The 18,770-nt window shown below is 71.3% G+C and carries 17 protein-coding genes; 7 read left to right on the top strand and 10 right to left on the bottom strand.

All coding sequences use genetic code 11. The annotated features are described in order from the left end of the window. Window positions 1-91: 91 nt before the first annotated feature. Together ACZ7L9_RS10245 and ACZ7L9_RS10250 are read right to left on the bottom strand one after the other, a co-directional pair. On the bottom strand, window positions 92-2,440 hold the full coding sequence (locus tag ACZ7L9_RS10245) for a hypothetical protein (protein ID WP_471414148.1): 2,349 nt from the start codon (window positions 2,438-2,440) through the stop codon (window positions 92-94). 165 nt (window positions 2,441-2,605) lie between these two features. Next, window positions 2,606-3,334 carry a DUF6333 family protein gene (locus tag ACZ7L9_RS10250; RefSeq protein WP_471414149.1) on the bottom strand — a complete coding sequence of 243 codons (729 nt, stop codon included), beginning with the start codon at window positions 3,332-3,334 and terminating at the stop codon, window positions 2,606-2,608. Between the two features lie 209 nt (window positions 3,335-3,543). Here ACZ7L9_RS10250 and ACZ7L9_RS10255 point away from each other — a divergent pair, with 209 nt between their 5' ends. Continuing rightward, window positions 3,544-4,425, top strand: coding sequence for an NAD(P)H-binding protein (locus ACZ7L9_RS10255; protein ID WP_471414152.1), 882 nt, complete (start codon window positions 3,544-3,546; stop codon window positions 4,423-4,425). A 63-nt stretch (window positions 4,426-4,488) separates the two neighbouring features. Here the strand turns inward: ACZ7L9_RS10255 and ACZ7L9_RS10260 are convergent, their stop codons facing one another. Both ACZ7L9_RS10260 and ACZ7L9_RS10265 read right to left on the bottom strand, forming a co-directional pair. Continuing rightward, window positions 4,489-5,502, bottom strand: coding sequence for an AraC family transcriptional regulator (locus ACZ7L9_RS10260; RefSeq protein WP_471414154.1), 1,014 nt, complete (start codon window positions 5,500-5,502; stop codon window positions 4,489-4,491). A gap of 199 nt (window positions 5,503-5,701) precedes the next feature. Next, the gene (locus ACZ7L9_RS10265; protein WP_471414156.1) at window positions 5,702-6,889 is read right to left on the bottom strand and encodes a flavin-containing monooxygenase; all 1,188 of its coding nucleotides are present in this window, start codon (window positions 6,887-6,889) and stop codon (window positions 5,702-5,704) included. A gap of 168 nt (window positions 6,890-7,057) precedes the next feature. Here ACZ7L9_RS10265 and ACZ7L9_RS10270 point away from each other — a divergent pair, with 168 nt between their 5' ends. Continuing rightward, window positions 7,058-7,510 (top strand): DoxX family protein, encoded by a 453-nt coding sequence (locus ACZ7L9_RS10270; RefSeq protein ID WP_471414157.1) that lies wholly within the window; start codon window positions 7,058-7,060, stop codon window positions 7,508-7,510. Beyond that, window positions 7,507-7,950, top strand: a complete 444-nt coding sequence (locus ACZ7L9_RS10275) for a Zn-ribbon domain-containing OB-fold protein (protein WP_471414159.1) — start codon at window positions 7,507-7,509, stop codon at window positions 7,948-7,950. The genes ACZ7L9_RS10270 and ACZ7L9_RS10275 overlap by 4 nt, the downstream gene beginning before the upstream one ends. Before the next feature lie 49 nt (window positions 7,951-7,999). Here ACZ7L9_RS10275 and ACZ7L9_RS10280 read toward each other — a convergent pair whose 3' ends face one another. From ACZ7L9_RS10280 to ACZ7L9_RS10300, 5 genes are all read right to left on the bottom strand, one after another. Next, window positions 8,000-8,602: a DUF1707 SHOCT-like domain-containing protein gene (locus tag ACZ7L9_RS10280; RefSeq protein ID WP_471414161.1), complete on the bottom strand. Its 603-nt coding sequence runs from the start codon at window positions 8,600-8,602 to the stop codon at window positions 8,000-8,002. A 34-nt stretch (window positions 8,603-8,636) separates the two neighbouring features. Continuing rightward, window positions 8,637-9,221 (bottom strand): PspA-associated protein PspAB, encoded by a 585-nt coding sequence (pspAB, locus tag ACZ7L9_RS10285; RefSeq protein WP_471414163.1) that lies wholly within the window; start codon window positions 9,219-9,221, stop codon window positions 8,637-8,639. 9 nt (window positions 9,222-9,230) lie between these two features. Beyond that, entirely contained in the window at window positions 9,231-10,142 is a 912-nt protein-coding gene (gene htpX, locus ACZ7L9_RS10290) for a zinc metalloprotease HtpX (protein ID WP_471414164.1), read from the bottom strand. A 125-nt stretch (window positions 10,143-10,267) separates the two neighbouring features. Beyond that, a complete protein-coding gene (locus ACZ7L9_RS10295) occupies window positions 10,268-11,023 on the bottom strand; it encodes a pyridoxine/pyridoxamine 5'-phosphate oxidase (protein WP_471414166.1) in 756 nt (251 codons plus the stop codon). A 35-nt stretch (window positions 11,024-11,058) separates the two neighbouring features. Beyond that, the gene (locus ACZ7L9_RS10300) at window positions 11,059-12,228 is read right to left on the bottom strand and encodes a thiolase C-terminal domain-containing protein (RefSeq protein ID WP_471414167.1); all 1,170 of its coding nucleotides are present in this window, start codon (window positions 12,226-12,228) and stop codon (window positions 11,059-11,061) included. Window positions 12,229-12,399: 171 nt separating this feature from the next. Between ACZ7L9_RS10300 and ACZ7L9_RS10305 the strand changes: the two genes are divergently transcribed. After that, window positions 12,400-13,617, top strand: a complete 1,218-nt coding sequence (locus tag ACZ7L9_RS10305; RefSeq protein WP_471414168.1) for an acyl-CoA dehydrogenase family protein — start codon at window positions 12,400-12,402, stop codon at window positions 13,615-13,617. Next, window positions 13,617-14,111: a nitroreductase family deazaflavin-dependent oxidoreductase gene (locus tag ACZ7L9_RS10310; protein WP_471414170.1), complete on the top strand. Its 495-nt coding sequence runs from the start codon at window positions 13,617-13,619 to the stop codon at window positions 14,109-14,111. Before ACZ7L9_RS10305 ends, ACZ7L9_RS10310 begins: the two co-directional genes overlap by 1 nt. A gap of 234 nt (window positions 14,112-14,345) precedes the next feature. On the opposite strand, the gene ACZ7L9_RS10315 is transcribed toward ACZ7L9_RS10310, so the two are convergent. Then, window positions 14,346-14,993 carry a TetR family transcriptional regulator gene (locus tag ACZ7L9_RS10315; RefSeq protein WP_398633373.1) on the bottom strand — a complete coding sequence of 216 codons (648 nt, stop codon included), beginning with the start codon at window positions 14,991-14,993 and terminating at the stop codon, window positions 14,346-14,348. A 304-nt stretch (window positions 14,994-15,297) separates the two neighbouring features. Here ACZ7L9_RS10315 and ACZ7L9_RS10320 point away from each other — a divergent pair, with 304 nt between their 5' ends. After that, window positions 15,298-16,173 carry a VOC family protein gene (locus ACZ7L9_RS10320; protein WP_471414171.1) on the top strand — a complete coding sequence of 292 codons (876 nt, stop codon included), beginning with the start codon at window positions 15,298-15,300 and terminating at the stop codon, window positions 16,171-16,173. A 163-nt stretch (window positions 16,174-16,336) separates the two neighbouring features. Continuing rightward, window positions 16,337-18,745, top strand: coding sequence for a protein serine/threonine kinase AfsK (gene afsK / locus ACZ7L9_RS10325; protein WP_471414660.1), 2,409 nt, complete (start codon window positions 16,337-16,339; stop codon window positions 18,743-18,745). Window positions 18,746-18,770: the final 25 nt, after the last annotated feature.

Here is an 18,770-nt window from a genome sequence, read left to right on the forward strand (position 1 = left end):
ACCACCGCAATCTCGTCCGGAGTCACACTCCCTCAACGACACACCGAACCCGAAAGAAACGCACCACCACAGCCGACCTGACCAAGCACTACTAGCTGCCTGCGGCCCTTCGGCGTCGCATCCACCACGTCAGCGCGCCGCCTGCCACGGCGAGCGCCGCGGCCGCGGCGGCGATCAGGCCGACGGGGGCGCTGTTGCCGGTGTCGGCGAGGTCGCCGTTCGTGTCCTTCGCCGGCGGAGTCGTCTTGTCACCGCCGGGCGTGGACGGTCCGGGTGCCGGCGTCGACGGGGTGCCGGTCGGTTTCGGGTCGTGCGGGCCGGTCGGGGTCGGGGTCGGCTTCGGGTCCTCCGGGCTGGTGGGCTGGTCGGCGGCGGACCCGCCGAGGTAGGCGGTCTCACTGTCCTGGTAGGTCACCTCGGCCCGGACGGATGTCTTGGTGGTCTTGTCCAGGCCGCGGTGCTGCGTGTTGAACTGAGTGCGGCTGATGTTCTTCTTCGGTGCCTTGGAGAAATCGACCCCGCCCATGGACAGGATCCACACCTTGCCGTCGTAGACGCGCTCGAACTTGTAGTCGCCGTTCTTGAACGAGTCGACGTACTTGTCGTAGACGGTCTTCTTGTCCCAGTCCTTGTTCTCGGCCCTGAGCGGCCACCGCTTGACATCGTTGCTGTTGATGATCTTGCGGAAGTCGGTGGGGCCGACCGCGTCCTGGCGGCGGATGTACTCGGCGGCCACGCGCGAGGAGTAGACGCGGCGCAGGTCGGCGTAGGACTTGTCGTCGTTGACGCGACGCTCCAGCTCCGGCTGGATCATCGTGAGGATCAGGGTCTCGGCCTGCTTGGTCTGCGCCTCGGTGAGCTTGCAGGCGTTCGGCGGCACGTCCGGTCCGGTGGGGACCTCCATGTTGACCTTCAGCGGCGCGTCAAGGATGTAGATGCCGCCGTCCTGCTCCCGGATCTTCGCGGGCTTCGGGGTGATCCACTGGCGGATTATGGGCAGGCACGGCATGCCTTCCGGGGTGCGGGGAGCTGCGCGCCAGAAGCGTTCGCCGCGATCGTACTTGTCGGGGTTCATCGCATCCGCGTAGTCGTGCTTGAGGGTCAGGTCGGCCTCCAGCAGGACGCGCCCGGCGTCGGTCTTGGCGAACTCCTTGTCCATGATCACGTCGGGGCGGATCGGGTTGAGGTTGACCCAGAACTTGTCCGGCGTCAGGGCGAGCCAGGTGAAGAAGGCGTCCGAGGCGAGCTGGAGCTTGGCGTCACCGCCGTAGCCGGGGTTCTCGTCCGGGTCCTTGACGTAGTCGGCCCTCATCGAATAGTCGAGGCCCTTGCCCTTGACCGGGGTACCGACGTAGTTGATCTCCAGGGTGGAGAAGTCGATGCCGCCCGGCCCGCGGCCGAAGTAGCCGCCGCGGTTGTTCTGGTTGTACATCGCCTGAAGCCGGCGCGCTTCCTCGACCGTCTTCCCGGACCGCAGGGCCTGGTCGATGATCGGCCCTCGGCCGCCCTTGAGCGGATCGGGGTTGAACCGCTTGTCGTAGTTGGTATAGGCGTTCGGCTTCTGGGTGCGTTCGATGGCGTTCGACCGGCGTTCGTTGACCCCGGCCTGGGTGCGGTTGGTGCGTCGGTCCTCCTTGAGGTCGTCGTCGAACTGCTGGATCTTCCTCTTCGTCGAATCCTCGGTCTTGGCGCCGGTCAGATACCGGAACGTCGACTTCGGCCTCTCCTTGGCGATCTGCCGGTCGGCCGTGAGCTGGTCGTTCTCGATCTTGCCGTTGGACTTCATCTCGACCTTGCGCTCGGTGCGCCGGTTGTGTGCGTCCACGACACGGGTGCGCTTCTCGCCGGTCTTGGGGTCGGTGTACTCGATCGGGTCCTGGCACCACCAGTCGGGGCCGATCATGTTGTACTTCTTGACCATGCGGGCCTCGAACGCTTCACCCCGGGGCGGGTTGCCGTGGTTGCCGATGTAGCGCACGTCGAGGAAGCGCTTGAAGTCCTGGTAGCCCTGGGGGTTGTTGTACTGGTTGTTGTAGCGGGCGTAGATCTCCATGACCTTGTCCGCCGGGTTCTTCGTCTTGTTGTACTTGCGCTGCCACTTGCGGTACTTCGTCCCCGCGGCCGTGCGCTGGGCGTCGGTCGGCGGCAGCACCCCGTCATACGCCTTGGCCGGGTTGTCATAGGTGTAGTTCTCGTCGTTCGGCCACGCGTCGTACGGAAGGCTGTCCGGCGGCCCCGAGTCGGCCGGGGTGGAGGGGAACTGCTTCTTGAGGAACTTCTCGTCGCACCGCACCGGCTTGACGTTGGGTGCCTTCGCCGCCTCCGCCTGATCGAGGGAGGGCAGGCCGGTCAGGGTCAGGGCCGTCGCGGCGGTGAGGGCGAGCGCGAGGCGCGGCCACGCGCGCCGGCGGCGCGCAGGTTGATGTATCCGAATGCTCACTGACTTCTCCCCGTGAGAACGCTGAGAACGCGGCGCCGTCGGTTTAGACGTCAACTGACGTGTGTGCGCCGCCTGTTGCCCACACTAGGGGGGTGGGTCGGGCGTGGCTCCGGGGTTTAGTCGGCATGTCCCCGCCAACCGGCGGGTGTTTTCGGATTGTTACGGTCAGAACTCGTCGGACTCGCCGATCCAGGTGTCTTCCAGGTCGCCGGTGGTCTCCTCGGTGTGCCGGACGCGGAACACGGACAGGGTGCGGCCCTTGCGGAGCAGCGGGGTGACGCGCTGGAGGGCGAGTCGCGTAAGACCCTCCCAGGGGAAGTCCCCGGGGTGGGCGTCGAGGTCGATGCCCTTCCCTTCCAGGGCATCGGTGTCGATGCCGAAGGCGTCGATGACGTCTTGCGGGGTGCCTTGACGGTCCCAGTCCTCCTCGCCGCTCCACCCTGCGGCGAACAGGCGTGCCCCGCCCGGGTGATAGATCACATGGGTGCCGTAGGTCACGTTGTGGTCGATCGTTGCCGAGCCGATGACGACGGCTCCGGGAAAGCGCTCGGCAAGCTCGTCCGCCTGCTCGGCGAGGGGGAAGGTGCCCCCGGTGAACACCAGGGCGGGATCGTTGATCTCGGTCACCGTTCCCCAGCATCCGACGCTGACCAGGTCGAGGTCCGCGCGGGTGGCGAAGGGAGGCCGCTCGGTCGCCTCGATCCGGTCGACCTCCTCCACCACCGTGTCGATGGTGCCGAAAGCAGCGGCGAAATCCCGTGCCCGTGAGGGGTCATGAGCGGGCAGAGCCCCTCCGCCGGTGGGGAAGGGCCGCTCGACGAGGGTGAGCCTGAACTCCCCGTGCTGCGCGACGCCCCGCTCCGGCGGGTACTCCCAGTAGTCGTTGTCAGTCATCGGATTGCCTCCGCGGCCATCAGAAAGGATCACGGCGCGGGCCGTGAGAATCCCCTCCCTGAGGGAGGGGAGCGTGAGGGACGCCACGATAGCGAGGGCCTTGACGGACCGTCGCGGCGGAGATCGCGGGGCGCACCCCGGACGGTCGGACATTCATTCCGGATTCCGGGACATGGCCGGTGGGCGGGGCGCTGGGACAGGCTTCCCGTATGACACAGAAAGCGCAGGACACACAGAATCCCCGAACCGACCAGCCCGTACTCGTCATCGGAGGTACCGGAAAGACCGGGCGCCGGGTCGTGGACCGGCTGCGGGAGCAAGGAGTGGAGACGCGGGTGGCGTCGCGGTCCGGTGAGACGTCGTTCGACTGGGACGACCGGGAGACCTGGAAGGCGGCGCTGGAGGGGGTCGCGACGGCATACGTCGTCCCGATGGATCTGTCCCCTTCCCGGACCCCCGCCCTGGTCGAGCAGGCCGTGGTGAGCGGGGTCGGGCGGCTGGTGCTGCTCTCCGCCCGGGGCGCCGATGTGCCGGGGTACTTCGGGGATTCCTACGACGGGACCGGGCCGCACCTGGAGGGGGAGATCGCGGTGCGGGCCTCCGGGGTGCCATGGACGATCCTGCGGCCCGGCTGGTTCGCGCAGAACTTCAGCGAGGGGGTCTTCCGCGACGGGGTGATCGGCGGTGAGCTGGCGCTTCCCGCCGGGGACGGGGCCGCTGCGTTCGTCGACGCGGCGGACATCGCGGATGTTGCCGTCGCCGCGCTCACCCGGCCCGGCCACGAAGGGCAGGTGTACGAGCTGTCCGGGCCGCGGGCGCTCACCATCGACGACGCACTGGCCGAGATCGCGGGGGTCACGGGGCGGCGGGCCGGGTATGTCCCCGTCGCCGAGCAGGAGTTCCGGGCGGGACTCGTCGCCCAGGGGGTGTCCCCGGAGGAGGCGGCGCTGTGGACGGACGCGCTGAAGCCGATCCGTACGAGCCGGGAGGCTCCGGTCGTCGACGGTGTGCAGCGAGCGTTGGGGCGCCCGCCGCGGGACTTCGGCGCGTTCGTGCGCGAGGCGGCCACCGCGGGTGCCTGGACCGGCTGAGCCCCGGGGCCGGGTGAGCCCCTGGGCCGGTGGGCCCCTGGGGGAGTGAGAGGCGCGGGGCCGTCAGCCCGCCGGGGCCTCCTGGTCGGGGTCGCGTCGTGCCGCGGGTTCCCGGCGGTACGCGCTCGGGCTGACGCCCCGGACCCGCTTGAATGCCGCGCTGAAGCCGAACGCGTCGGCGTACCCCACCCGGCGGGCCACCGCCGCCACCGTCAGGTCCTGGCGGCTCAGCAGATCGGCGGCGAGCGTCATGCGCCATTCGGTCAGATACGCCACCGGGCCCTGCCCGACCAGTTCGGTGAACCGTTTGGCGAACGTGGTGCGCGAGACCCCGGCCCGTGCGGCCAGCTCCGCCGTCGTCCACGGATGGGCCGGGTCCTCGTGCAGGGCGCGCAGGGCCGGGCCCGCCACCTCGTCGCCCAGCGCGCGGTACCACGTGGGCGGGGCCGCCTCCGGTCGGTCGAACCAGTCGCGGAGGGTGCACACCAGCAGCCAGTCCAGCAGCCGGTCCAGCACGATCTGCTGGCCGGGCCGCGCCCCGCCGATCTGTGCCTCCAGGTAGTCGTGCAGGGGCGAACAGCCATGGTCGTCCGGTACGACGAGTACCGGTGGGAGGGCCCGGAGCAGCCGTCGCGGAACCTCGGCCCGCACATCGTAGGAGGCTGCCAACAGTACGGTGGGGCCGGCGAGTTCGTCCGCCGGCGCCGGGACGGCATCGGGGTCGGTTTCCCAGCGCACCTCGCGTGCGGACGCACCCGCGCCCGCGCCCGTGGCCGGGTCGTCGGTGAAGACGAACGGGGCCGGGCCCCGTACGATCGCTGCCTCACCGACCCGCACCCGGCGCGCCGCGCGGTCGCCGTCGCCCGCTCCGTCGCCCTTGCCGACCCCGGACCGGTTCCCGTTCCCGTCCTCGCTTCCGGCGCCCGGGACGATCCAGCCCTCGCCGCGCAGCGGCATGCACAGGGTCAGATACGCACCGTCCGTGAATCTCAGCGACCACGGCGGCCACAGCACCGAACGGCCGAAGACCGTCCCCTTCCCCCGCACACCACGCAACAGCTCGTCGAACACGTCCATGCGTCAACGGTACGCAAGGACGGCATGCAGGTGACGGAATGCAGCGGGCAGCCCGGCCGTTCGCCGGCGCCGCCGTACAACCTCCCGCGGCCGACCGGTGCCTCGCGGTACGTCTGCTCCCTGCCGTACCGGGCGCTGCCCGACGCGGCACGTTCCTTCGCGTGCGCGTACGCACGCGCCTTGCGGCCCGACCGGCCGGTCAGCGGGTACGGGCCAGCCTCTTGGCGATCTTCCTTGCGTCCAGGGCCATTTCGCGGAGCATGCCGCTGATCGGGTTGGTGAACCCGGTGAAGTACAGGCCGGGTGCCTGCTTGGGCGTGCGGCCGCCGTGCACCACCGGCCGCCCCCGCGCGTCCAGTACGCCCAGGTGGCCGACCAGTCCTTCCAGGGCCCGTCGGTAGCCGGTCGCCGCGATCACCGCGTCCGGGGTGATCCGGTCCCCGTCGGTCAGCACCACCGCGTCCTCGTCGAACGACGCGACGGCTGCCACCGGCACCACCCGGCCGCTCTTCACCGCGTCGATCAGCCCCACGTCCTGCACCGGAATGGCGCCGTCCTTCACCCGTGAGTACAGACCGGTGTCCGGGCGCGGCAACCCGTGAGCGGCGAGGTCGGGCACGGCGACCCGGGCCATCAGGCGTCCGGCTCGGTCGACGAGCCGGACCGGCAGCCTGCGGACCAGGATGCCGGTCGCCTGGGAGGGCCAGCCGGCCGTGGAGCGGCGCACGATGTGCGGCACGGTGCGTACGGCGATCCGCACCCGGGACGCCCCGCCGTCCACCAGGTCGGCGGCGATCTCCGCGCCCGTGTTGCCGATGCCGACGACGAGGACGTCCCTGCCCGCGTACGGGGCCGGATTGCGGTAGTCGCAGGCGTGCACCAGCTCGCCGGCGAAGGTGGCGCGGCCGGACCAGTCGGGAATCCGCGGGGTGTGGTTGTAGCCGGTGGCGACGACGACGGCGCGGCCGGTCAGCACCCGGCCGCCGGTCGCGGTCAACTGCCAGCCCGCTCCGTCGGGGGCCCGGTCGATCCGGGACACCTCGACGCCCGTCACCACTTCAAGCTCATGGTGCTCGGCGTACTTCTCCAGGTAGCGCACCACATCGTCCCTGGCCACCCAGCGTCCGAACCGGCGCGGCATCGCAAGCCCCGGCAGCGCGGACCAGCGCCGGGTCGTGTGGAGGTGGAGGCGGTCGTAATGGCGGCGCCAGGACGCCCCCACGTTCTCGGACTTCTCCAGCACGACCGCCCGTACACCTTGCTCGCGCAGGGCCGCCGCGACGGCGAGACCGCCCGGGCCGCCACCGATGACGTATACGGGCCGGCCCTCGGTGAGGTCGATGCCGGTCGGTGCGGTGCTACCGGCGGTAAGTGCACTGTCGGGCATGGTTCGGAGCGTAATCGCGCACTCATGTGATGGGTCTCGGCCGAGACCGGAATCGGTTGCGAATTGATCACGGGCGTGCGGTTCCTGCGCGCTTCCCCGTGCCCCTTGCGCAAGTTGTCGCCATCAGGTCAACTGACATACCGTCAGATTCAGTGAGCGGGAGGCCCCATGCAGACGATCTGGCTCGGCGGTGCCGAGTGGCTCGCCGTCCTCCGGATAGGCCTCGGCCTGTGGTGGCTGGAGAGCTGGCGGCACAAGGACAAGAAGGGCTGGTTCGAACGCGGTACGGGCATCGCCTGGGCCGCGGACGTGGCGGCCGAACACCGGTGGGCGGCCGTGCGGACCGGATTCCAGCGGATCGTCGCTCCGCGTCCCAAGTTCATGGCGCACCTCGTCGTGTACGCCGAACTCGCCCTGGGACTCGGACTGATTGCCGGATTCCTCACCCCTGTCGCACTCGTCGCCGGACTCCTCCTCAACCTCCTCTACCTGGTGCTGATGATCCACGACTGGGCCGAGCAGGGGCAGAACGCGATGATGGCGCTCATCTCGCTCGTGGCGCTGTTCGCGATGTCCTGGCAGACCTGGTCCCTCGACGACGCGATCGGACTCTTCCTTTGACCCCGGCAGCCGTACGTTTCGACCTCCCCGAGCCCGACGCCTTCACCCGGCCCTACTGGGATGCCGCCGCCCAGGGGCAGTTGCTGCTGCGCCGCTGCCGCGCCTGCGGGCGCGCCCACCACTACCCCCGCGAGTTCTGCCCGCACTGCTGGAGCGAGGACGTCGGCTGGGAACGGGCGAGCGGGCACGCCACGCTCTACACCTGGTCGGTCGTCCACCGCAACGACCTGCCGCCGTTCGGCGCCCGCGTCCCGTACACCGCCGCCGTCGTCGACCTGGTCGAGGGGCCGCGGATGATGACGGAGATCGTGGACTGCCAGGAGACCGGCCTCGCCATCGGCATGGAACTCCGCGTCACCTTCCGGCGGGAGGAGGGCGGCGAGGCGGTCCCGGTCTTCCGACCGTGGGGCGGCCCCGGCTCTGCCGCTCAGCAGGCGTGACTCGGAGCCTGTCGGGTGGCCGCCCGATCAGAGGCCACCCGACAGGCTCTCAGAGCGACCTGCGGCGCCGCAGGTCGCGCCGCAGCTTCCGCCGCTCCCACACGTTGGGGTGGCGGACGAACACACCGCCCATGCCGGCCGTGCCGGTGACGCTGATCAGTGGCGTACCCGGGAGCCGTTCCGCCGTGGTCCGGTTCTTGACGCCGCCCATGCCGGGATCGACCTCGTCGGTCTCCACGGCCCAGCTCGCCGGGACGGTGATTCTGACCCCGCCCACCTGCCCGTTGACCTCCAGCTCGATCTCGCGCAGCCGGCACTCGGTCTGCGTGAAGTCGAGCCTGGCGCCGCCCATGCCGCCGTACACATCGATGTGCGCGGGCACCTTCCAGCGCCCGGTGCGCGCCGCGCCGTGGATGCCGCCCTTGAGCACCAGTGGCTTCCCCGCGTCCTGCGGCGCGGGCCCCAGATCGGCGGTGAGGGGCGCCAGCTCGGCGTAGGTCTTGGCGACCAGCGCCTCGCCCAGTCGCGTGTCCAGCTCGTCGAGGTCGATACGGCCCTCGGCCGCGGCCTCCCTCAACTGGTCGACCACCGCTTCGCGGTCGGCGTCGGACGCGCGCAGCCGACTGACGGAGTTCGGGCGCTCGGTAGTCATGAACCTGATGATACGGAACAGCTCGGCGCCCGGCTCACAGCCCGGGCGCCCCCCACACCGGGAACCACCGGGCCAGGTCCTTCTCCATCCGCAGGTCGTCCCCGAGTACCGCCCTGACCTGCAACTCCAGCTGGTTGTCCCGTTTCTCGATGCCGCCCGGCACCGGCGCGAACGGATAGAACGTGCCGCGCTTGTAGAGGTAGACCAGGGCCAGCGGACGGTCCCGCGCGTCCCGGAAGCCGATCAGGGAGCAGAGCAGCTGCGGCCCGAAGCCACCGTCCTGGAGCAGGGTGTTGACCGCGTGCAGGTCGTTGACCAGGGACGCGATGTCCTCGGCGGGCTGACGTGCGAGCAGCCAGGTGTAGCCGTACGTGTCCTGGCTGAACTCCACCGGGACGCCGCCCCGGCCCGTGTCGGCGTCGAGCAGCTCGCGTACATCCTGCTGGATGCGGGCGAAGGTGCCGCCTTCCGCGCCGGCGAAGCAGACCGAGCCGAGGCCGGTGGGCTCGAACCCGGCGCCCGCCTGGAGGGTGAGGGCGGCGGAGGGCACGGCGAAGAGCTGGTCGAGGTCGGGGCGGACCGGTTTGCTGCGGCCGAGGATGGTGTCGAGAAGACCCATGGACGCTCCTTACGGGCGGGAGAGGTCGGCGGAGATGCGGGCCAGCTGGTCGAGACGCTGTTCGAGAGTCGGGTGGGAGGAGAGCAGCCGGCTCAGGCTCTCCTTCGAGGAGAACGCGGGGACGAAGTAGAAGGCGTTGTACGGCTCCGCCTTGCGCAGGTCCTCGGTAGGGATGCGGGCCATCTGACCGGTCACCTTCGTGAGGGCGGAGGCGAGTGCCGAGGGGCGGCCGGTGAGCAGGGCGGCGGCGCGGTCGGCGGAGAGCTCGCGGTAGCGCGAGAGCAGCCGGGTGAGCAGGAAGCTCAGGGCGTACACGACCGCGCTGATCAGCGGGATCAGGATGACCACGATGCCGACGGGGTCATTGCTCCGGCTGCTGCGGGAGAGGCCGCCCCACAGGGCGACGCGGGTGATGATCCCGGCGAGCACACCGAGGAACGAGGCGATCGTCATGACGGCCACGTCGCGGTGCGCGACGTGCGACATCTCGTGCGCGAGCACGCCCTCCAGTTCCTCCGGCTGCAGTCTGCGGAGCAGACCGGTGGTGGCGCAGACCAGGGCGGTCTTCTCGCTCCGGCCGGTGGCGAAGGCGTTCGGGACATCGCTCTGGGCGATCGCCACCCTTGGCTTGGGCATGTTGGCCAGCGCGCAGATCCGGTCGACGGTGCCGTGCAGTTCCGGCGCCTCCTCGGGGGTCACCTCCCGGGCGCCCATGCTGAAGGCCGCGATGCGGTCGCTGAACCAGAACTGTGCGATGAAGAGTGCCCCGGTGAAGATCAGAATGATCGGCCAGGCGCCGCGCAGCACCGCGAGCAGCACGCCGACCAGGACCACGTACAGCAGGCCGATCAGGAACATGGTGGTCACCATGCGTGTGGTCAGACCGCGGTCCGCGGCGTAACGGGAACGGGTACGGCTCATCGGTGCCTCCAGCCCTCATCGGGACCTGTCTCTCCGCCTGTCTCCCATAGTGCCCCTTCACTGTTGAAACCGAATAAGACGGAGCGGAACGGCTGATACCGGGATTCCGCGGTGAGCGCCCTGCCCTACGGCCAGAGCAGCTCCCGCGTCCAGTGCGTGCCTTCCCGGCGGTAGCGCAGCCGTACGTGCCTGCGCCGCGCGTCGCCCTGGAAGAACTCGACCTCCCGCGGCTCGACCACGTACCGCGTCCAGCTCGCGACCTCCGCGTCCGGCTCGGCCTGCGCCCGTTCCCAGGCGGCGTCGGCGGCCCGGCTCAGTTCCGCCTGCGAGCCGAGCACCTCGCTCTGTGAGCCGGTCAGCGCCGACGCGAGCGCCCCGGTCGAGCGCGCGTGCAGATCGGCCAGGCTCTCCGCCCGGCTCGTCTCGGTGACCGGCCCCCGTACCCGTACCTGCCGGCCCTGTGCCGGCCAGTAGAACCCGAGCGCGGCGTAGGGGTGGGCGGCGAGCTGGCGGCCCTTCGTGCTGGTGCGGTGCGTGGCGAAGTGCCAGCCGCGCTCGTCCGCGTCGTGCAGCATCAGCGTCCGCACGTCGGGCCGGCCGGCGGCGTCGACGGTGGCCAGTGACATCGTGTGCGGCTCGGCCTGCCCGGCGGCCACAGCCTCGGCGAACCAGGCGTGGAAGAGGGGGAGCGGGGCAGGTGGTGCGGTGGCCGGGTCGAACGCGGGAAGCTCCACGTCCCAGACGCGCTGGGTGTGGAGCAGGTCCAGGAAGCTCTGCCGGGCGTCGGTCTGCCGCACATCGGACTTCGGTACGTCGGTCTCCGGTGCGTCGGTCTTCTGCGCGTCGGTCTTCTGCGCGTTGGTTTTCGGTACGTCGCTCATGGCCCCATTGCAGCGTATGGGCCCCGCCCGGGCCCTCACCCCCGTCCCAGTACCACCGTGCCCGACGAGCAGAACCAGCCGCCCGTCCCCGACGCCACCGCCAGCTCCGGCAGCCGGCCGCCGGCCCTGCGCACCTGACGGTCGCCCGCCTCGCCGCGCAGCTGCCGTACTGCCTCCACCAGCAGGAACAGCCCGCGCATCCCGGGATGGCAGGCGGACAGGCCGCCGCCGTCCGTGTTGACCGGCAGTTCGCCGGTCAGGCCGGTCCGGCCCTTCTCCACGAACGCGCCGCCCTCGCCCTTCGCGCAGAAACCAAGGTCCTCCAGCGTCACCAGCGTCATGTAGGTGAACGCGTCGTAGATCTCGGCGAGGTCGATGTCGCCCGGCCGCACCCCGGCCCGTTCGAACGCCAGCCGGCCGGAGACCGCCGCGGGGGAGACCGTGAAGTCGTCCCACTCGGACATCGTGGAGTGCGAGACGTGCTCACCGGCACCGAGGATCCACACCGGTTCCTTCGCCGTGTCCGGTACGTACTCCTCGGCGGCCAGCAGCACCGCGCAGCCGCCGTCGCTGCGGATGCAGCAGTGCAGCTTGGTGAACGGGTCCGCGATCATCGGCCCCGACAGCACGTCGTCCACGGTGATCGGGTCACGGAACATCGCGTCCGGGTTGGCCGCCGCGTTCGCCCTTGCCCGGACCGCCACCTCGGCGAGCTGCTCCAGGGTCGTCCCGTACTCGTGCATATGGCGGCGGGCGGCCATCGCGTACTTGGCGATCAGCGAGTGCCCGTACGGCACCTCGAACTGGAGCGGGCCGCGCGCCCCGAAGGACAGGTTGGACGTCCGGCGGCCTGCTTTGATGTCTGCCCGCGCCGTCGACCCGTACACCAGCAGCACGGCATTGGCGTGCCCGGCGGCGACGGCGTCCGCCGCGTGGGCCGCCATCACCTCCCAGGTCGAGCCGCCGACCGCGGTGGAATCCACCCAGGTGGGTTTCAGCCCCAGATACTCGGCGACCTCGACCGGGGCGAGCGTGCCGAGCCCGGCGGAGGCGAAACCGTCGACGACGGACCGGTCCAGCCCCGAATCGGCCAGGGCCCGGCGGGCGGCCTGGGCGTGCAGCGCGTACGGCGTGGCCTCGTCGACGCGTCCGCAGTCGGCGAGGGATATGCCGACGACAGCGACCTTGCGGTGGGAAGAAGGCATGCATCTGACGGTACATCAGATATGCGCCGAGCGGGCTGCCGAGTGGGGCGCGGGGCAGGGCGTCGGGCGGGCTGCCGGCGTGCGCGGCTCTGGGCATCTCGAAGATTCACCCCTAGCATGACGGGCCGTCAGATCAGAGGCCGAACGCCCCTGAGGAGAAGGAGCCCGACGATGGATGCCGCCTTCACCGCGGAACAGGACGAGATCCGCCGCGCCCTGCGCGAACTGCTCGCCGAACACGGCGGACCCGACGACGTCCCCAGCGCCGTGCGGACCGCCGACGGGTACGACGCGGCCCTGTGGCGGCAGCTCGCCCAGGACCTCGGGCTGCCCGGACTCGCCCTCCCGGAGGAGTACGGAGGCGTCGGCGGCGGCCTCGCCGACCTCGCCGTCGCCTGCGAGGAGACCGGCCGCGCGCTGCTGCCGTCACCCCTGATCGCCACCGCCGCGCTCGCCGCGCCCCTGATCGCCGCACTCGGCACCGGGGCCCAGCGTGCCGCCCTGCTGCCGCGCATCGCCGCCGGGGAACTGACCGCGACGCCGGCCGTCCCCGGCGGCTCGCTCGGCACCGCCCTCGGCCTCACCGGCGACCCGACCGGCGGCGCCTGGGCGGGTGGCGGCCGGGCGGGCGGCGTCCAGGCGAGGCCGGTCGGCGGCGGGGCGGGCTGGCGGCTGTACGGGGAGGCCGACCAGGTCCTCGACGGGCACAGTGCGGGGTTCCTCCTGGTCGCGGCCCATGCCGGCGGCTTCCCGCGCAGCCGTACGCTCCTCTTCCTGGTCCGCCCGGACACGGCGGCCGGGGTCGTCCGCACCCGTCGGACCTCGTTGGACGAGACCCGCCCGCTGGCCCGCGTGGAACTCCGCGACACCGAGGCCGAGCTGCTCGGCGCGGACGCCACCGCGGACGTGACCGGCGCCCTCGCCTCGGTCGGACACGGGGCCGCCGCGCTGCTCGCGGCGGAGGCGGTGGGCGCGGCGGCGGGCGCACTGGAGCGGACCGTCGAGTACGTCGAGGCGCGCGAACAGTTCGGCCGGGCGCTCGGCTCCTCCCAGGCCGTGAAGCACCGCCTCGCGGATCTGTATGTACGGGTGCAGGCGGCCCGTTCCGCCGCGTACTACGCGGCCTGGGACCCGGCCACGGCCGGGGGGCTCGCTCTCGCCCAGGCCCTGGAGGCGTTGCGGATCACCACCGCCGAGGCGGTCCAGCTGCACGGCGGGAACGGCTTCACCTGGGAACACGAGGCGCATCTGTACTTCAAGCGGGCCGCCGCCGACGAACTGCTCTTCGGCCCCGTCCACCGACTCCGCGACCATGCGGCCCGGCGGGCCGGGCTCTTCGCCGCCCCGGAACCGGTCACCCCGGGCCCTGCCGGGCAGGTGGCGGTCTGATGGCGCCCGGCGTCCGGCTGATCCAGAAGGTCTCCTCGACCCGCACGTTCGCGAGGATCGCCCCGCATGTCGTGCCCGCCATGGACCGTACGGTGCACCGGCTCACGCGCGGCAAGGTGCTGCTCAGCGCCCGGATGCTGCCGGGGCTGATCCTGACGGTGCCGGGCGCGAGGAGCGGGCAGCTCAGGACCACTCCGCTGGCCTGCATGCCGGAGCACGGGGCGGAGCAGAGCTGGATCCTGGTCGGCAGCAACTTCGGCCGTACGGGGCACCCGGCCTGGACCGCGAATCTGCTGGCCGGTCCCGACGCGGCCGTCGTCAACTGGAAGGGCCGGGACATTCCGGTGCGCGCCACGCTGCTGAAGGGTGCGGAACGGGACGCGGTGTGGCAGACGGCGCTGAAGTTCTGGCCGCCGTACGCGGCATACCAGGCGCGGGTCGAGCGGGAGATCCGGCTCTTCAGGCTGGAACGGCGGGACGACGCCACGACCTGAGACGGCCGGACGCAGCGGCCTGAGGCGGCCGGAGGCGGAATCGGTGCGCCGGACTCGGCGGCTCGGAAAGGTGTGGGAACACCGGGGCCGGGAACGGCCGTTGGGGCGATCGCCGGAACGGTCCGGGTGCACCGACGGCGGGCCACCTGTGTGGTCCGCCGTCGGTGAGACAGGACCTGGGGCGCCCGGAATCACCGCGCGGTGCCCAGTACGGGTAAGGGGCCCGGCGCGGCGCTACTTCGTCGGCTTCTTGCCGGTGATGCCCAGATGCACCAACAGTGAGAGATTCGGCTTGAGTTCGGCCTGCTTGACGCCCCAGGTCGTGAAGCCCTTCTGGTGCGAGGCGACCGCGGCCAGCATCGCGACCAGCGAGCCCGCCATCGCGGCGGCGCTCACGTCCTTGTCGACCTTGCCCTTGGCCTGGAGCTCCTTCACCGAGTCCGTGAGGGAGTTGGTGACCGAGTTCAGGATCTTCATGCGGATCTTGTAGAACCGCTTGTCGCCCTCGGCCGCTCCGAGGTCGACCACGCGCAGGATCGCGTCATGATGTCGCCAGAAGTCGAGGAATCCCTCGACGAGTTCTTCGGCGGTCTGCCAGCCGGCCTTGCCGACCCAGGAGCGGCCTGCGACCAGTTCGGTCAACCCGGCACCCTCCTTTGCCATTTCTTCGGCGATTTCGAGGACGGCGCCCTCGACGTCGGGGAAGTATTGGTAGAACGTCGCGGGTGAAGTCCCCGCCTTCCGGGCCACGTCGATGACTTTGACGTCCCGGTACGGCGAGGAACTGAGCATCTCGCTGAGGCAGTCGAGCAGCTTCTGCCGCGTCGCCTGTCCGCGTCGACCGGCCACGCGGCCGTCGACGGTGCGCACTTGTCCTGTCATGCCGTCAGCTTACCGAGGGGGGGTCGGAGCGCGATTCGGCCGACTGCAAATGGGGAGCGCCGCAGGCGGGGTGGGGAGAGTGGCCGGATATCGACGGATGCGCCCCGCAAGGGCAATAAGTGTTATCAACAGCCTGTGGATAACTTCCGTGGATAACTTTCCGTGACGCCGTGAGTGAGGGAGTCGTCTGTCGAAAATCAGTTCGATGTGTATGGGTCGGGGCGCGGCGCGTGCCGCCGCCGGTTACGTTTGCCGTGACGAGCGTCACTCGCTGCGTACGACCGTTACGGAAGGACCCGCGCCCATGGCCGCATTCGCCCAATCCGCGCCGTGCTGGGTGGATGTGCAGCTCCCCGACCTCGAAGCGGGCAAGCGCTTCTACGGTGAGCTGTTCGGCTGGACCTTCCGGGCCGGCGACGGCCCGTACGCGGACGCCTTCAGCGACGGGAAGCTCGTCGCCGCACTCGCCGCCAAGCAGGACGGCCGGATGCCCACCGCGTGGGGCGTCTACTTCGCCACCGACGACATCGTCGCGACCGTCGCCCGGATCAGGGAGGCCGGTGGTCAGGTGATCACCGACCCCGTGCGGGCCGGCCGGGCCGGAGTGCTCGCCCAGGCGGCCGACCCCGGCGGAGCGGTCTTCGGTCTCTGGCAGGCCGGTGAACGCGAAGGCTTCCAGAAGCAGAACGAACCGGTTTCGTTCTGCTGGACCGAGGTGTACACACGCGAGAAGGACCGTGTCGACGCCTTCTACGAAGAGGTCTTCGGCTTCCAGGGCACCGACCTCGACACCTCGGGCGCGCCCGAGCCCGGGGCCTCCGAGCCCGGGGCCTCCGAGCCCGGCGCCCCCGAGCCCGGCACCCTCGAACCCCGCGCATCCGAACCCGGCCTCGACTTCCGCATGTGGTCCCCGGCGGGCACCGAACCGGGACCGGACACCGCGATCGGCGGGCGCAGCGTCATCACCGACGCCTTCCCGGCCGAGATGCCCAGCTACTTCCTGAGCTACTTCGCCGTCGAGGACTGCAACGCCACCGCCGGACACGCCGTACGCCTCGGCGGCCGGATCTCCGCGCCGCCCTTCGACATCCCGTTCGGACGGATGGCTGTCCTCCAGGACGATCAGGGTGCCGTGTTCGCCGTACTTCAGCCCCCTGTGTCCCGGAAGAGGGCAGAGTGAGCTATGACACCCCGGTCGGCCCCCGGGTTCGCAACCAGGGCCTCAGCCAGGAACAATCGGGGTGCGCACCGCCGGGTGGTGCCCAGTGGTGAGACGCCGTACAGGGCGGGTTTTCGCGGGCTTCTGTTCCTGAGGCCCGTACGGGGAGGTGGCAGGGCAAGTGGTGGAGCAGCTGACGCAGCACGACCCGAGGCGGATCGGCCCGTTCGAGGTGCTGGGACGGCTCGGGGCCGGTGGCATGGGGCTGGTCTATCTCGCCCGCTCGGCTTCGGGCCGACGGGTGGCGATCAAGACGGTACGTACGGAGCTCGCCGAGGACCAGCTGTTCCGGGTCCGCTTCACGCGTGAGGTGGAGGCCGCCCGGGCCGTCAGCGGCTTCTACACGGCCGCGGTGGTGGACGCCGATCCCCGGGCCGCCGTGCCGTGGCTGGCCACCGCCTATGTGCCCGCACCGTCGCTCGAAGAGATAGTGAATGAGTGCGGGCCCATGCCGACCCAGGCGGTGCGCTGGCTGGCCGCCGGTATCGCCGAGGCGCTCCAGTCGATCCACGGTGCGGGTCTCGTCCACCGCGACATGAAGCCGTCGAACGTGCTCGTCGTCGAGGACGGCCCGCGGGTGATCGACTTCGGGATCGCGTCCGGGGTCTCCAACACCCGGCTGACCATGACGAACGTCGCCGTCGGCACACCCGCGTACATGTCGCCCGAGCAGGCGCGGGACTCGCGCAGCGTCACCGGCGCCAGCGATGTCTTCTCGCTCGGCTCGACGCTGGTCTTCGCCGCCACCGGCCATGCGCCGTTCCACGGCGCCAACCCCGTTGAAACGGTCTTCATGCTGCTGCGCGAGGGCCCCGACCTGGAGGGCTTGCCCGACGAACTGCGGCCGCTGATCGACTCCTGCATGCAGATGGACGCCGGGCTACGGCCCACCCCCGCCGACCTGCAGGCCCAGCTCGCCCCGCACCTCTTCGCCGCCGGCGGCGACGACAGCGGTACGGCCTCGGCCTGGCTGCCCACCTCCGCGACCGCGATGATCGAGCAGCGCCGCGGCGGCCGCACGGCCGTGGCTCCCGCTCCGGCACCCGCTCCCGCGCCCGCCCCGGCCCCCGTGCCGCCGCCGCCCCAGCAGCCGCCCGGCGCCGGCCGGGACCCTGCCTGGCGCAGTGGCGCCGACCTGCGCCCCCCGGCCGCTTCTTCGGCCCAGTTGCCCGATGGGGGCGGTCCGGTGCGGCTGCCCGGTGCGAAGGTGCCGATCGGCCCCGGCCCGCGCGCCCAGGACGTCCGGGCCGCCGCCACGGCCACCGCGGACGCCGGCCCCGCGACCGGCTGGGTGCGCCCGCCCGCCGGGGTGAACGGCGCGGCCCCCGCCGCCCCGCCCGCCCCCCTGCCCGGGCCCGCGCACGCCCCCGAGCCCGCGCCCCCTGGCCCCGACCGCTGGCGGCCCTGGCGGTTCCGGATGTCCAACGACGTCTGGGGGACGCCCGTCGTCGCCGGGGACCTCCTCTACGTCACGTCGTTCGAGGTGCACGCCCTGGACGTCGGAAACGGACGGCGCCAGTTCAAGACTCGGGACGTGGCCTGGGTGATGGCCGTCGAGGGCGGCCGTATCCACGCCTCCGACGGGCCGTCGCTGTACGCCCTGGACGCGGCGACCGGAGCCGAACGGTGGCGGCTGCAGACCGACGCCTGGGTGTACTCCCTCAAGGCCGACCGCGGCACCGTAGTCACCGGCACCCGGGGCGGTGGCGTCCAGGCGTGGGAGGCGTCCACGGGCGAGAAGCTTTGGGAGAGCGGCGGCGTACAGACCGACTTCGAGACGCCGGAGGCCGGGCCCGTGATCCACGACGGCACGGTCTACCTCTGGCAGGACGCCCGGCTGCGCGCCGTCGACGCCCGTACCGGCATCGAGCGCTGGTCGTACCCCATCGGCGACGCCGTCTCCTGCGGCGGTGTGCCGGTCCGGGTGACTTCGGCGGCGGACGGCTTCGTGTACGTCAGCGCCGGCGCCCGGGTGCTGGCCGTCGACACGGTGTCCGGCCATGTCCGCTGGCACTTCGAGTCGCCCGCGGTCTTCCTCTCCCCGCCCGCGTTCGCGCCGGGGCCCGCCGTCACCGGTGGCGGTGTGTATCTCGCCGACTACCTCGGCACGGTGTACGCGCTCGACGCCGCGACCGGCAAGGACCGCTGGCGCATCGCCACGGAGGCCCGGCAGTCGATCGAACCGGTCCTGGTGGCGGCAGGGAACGTCCACGTCGGCAGCGGCAGCGCCCTGTACACGCTCGACGCGGTCACCGGCACCCCGAAGTGGCGGTTCGCGGCAGGCGGAGACGTGGTGGGGGCTCCGGTGGTCGCCGACGGCCGGGTCCACTTCGGCTCCGCCGACCACGTCCTGTACACCCTGGACGCGGCGGGCGGCCAGCTCCGCTGGAAGCTCGCGACGGGCGGTGAGATCACGGGCTCGCCGGTCGCCCGGGGCGGTGTCGTGTACGCGTGCAGCAAGGACCGCTGCGTGTACGCGTTGGACGCGCTGAAGGGCACGGGCACGGGCACCGGCAACCGGGCCCGGGCATAGCGCCTCGGGGCGTCGGCTCTCAGAG

It is taken from the genome of Streptomyces sp. NPDC111516 (genome assembly GCF_055635345.1).

Excerpts from the sequence above, each read along its gene's own strand:
- ACZ7L9_RS10250 (WP_471414149.1), bottom strand. The coding sequence starts at position 3,334 with ATGACTGACAACGACTACTGGGAGTACCCGCCGGAGCGGGGCGTCGCG.
- ACZ7L9_RS10255 (WP_471414152.1), top strand. The coding sequence starts at position 3,544 with ATGACACAGAAAGCGCAGGACACACAGAATCCCCGAACCGACCAGCCC.
- ACZ7L9_RS10260 (WP_471414154.1), bottom strand. The coding sequence starts at position 5,502 with ATGGACGTGTTCGACGAGCTGTTGCGTGGTGTGCGGGGGAAGGGGACG.
- ACZ7L9_RS10265 (WP_471414156.1), bottom strand. The coding sequence starts at position 6,889 with ATGCCCGACAGTGCACTTACCGCCGGTAGCACCGCACCGACCGGCATC.
- ACZ7L9_RS10270 (WP_471414157.1), top strand. The coding sequence starts at position 7,058 with ATGCAGACGATCTGGCTCGGCGGTGCCGAGTGGCTCGCCGTCCTCCGG.
- ACZ7L9_RS10280 (WP_471414161.1), bottom strand. The coding sequence starts at position 8,602 with ATGACTACCGAGCGCCCGAACTCCGTCAGTCGGCTGCGCGCGTCCGAC.
- pspAB (WP_471414163.1), bottom strand. The coding sequence starts at position 9,221 with ATGGGTCTTCTCGACACCATCCTCGGCCGCAGCAAACCGGTCCGCCCC.
- htpX (WP_471414164.1), bottom strand. The coding sequence starts at position 10,142 with ATGAGCCGTACCCGTTCCCGTTACGCCGCGGACCGCGGTCTGACCACA.
- ACZ7L9_RS10295 (WP_471414166.1), bottom strand. The coding sequence starts at position 11,023 with ATGAGCGACGTACCGAAAACCAACGCGCAGAAGACCGACGCGCAGAAG.
- ACZ7L9_RS10300 (WP_471414167.1), bottom strand. The coding sequence starts at position 12,228 with ATGCCTTCTTCCCACCGCAAGGTCGCTGTCGTCGGCATATCCCTCGCC.
- ACZ7L9_RS10305 (WP_471414168.1), top strand. The coding sequence starts at position 12,400 with ATGGATGCCGCCTTCACCGCGGAACAGGACGAGATCCGCCGCGCCCTG.
- ACZ7L9_RS10310 (WP_471414170.1), top strand. The coding sequence starts at position 13,617 with ATGGCGCCCGGCGTCCGGCTGATCCAGAAGGTCTCCTCGACCCGCACG.
- ACZ7L9_RS10315 (WP_398633373.1), bottom strand. The coding sequence starts at position 14,993 with ATGACAGGACAAGTGCGCACCGTCGACGGCCGCGTGGCCGGTCGACGC.
- ACZ7L9_RS10320 (WP_471414171.1), top strand. The coding sequence starts at position 15,298 with ATGGCCGCATTCGCCCAATCCGCGCCGTGCTGGGTGGATGTGCAGCTC.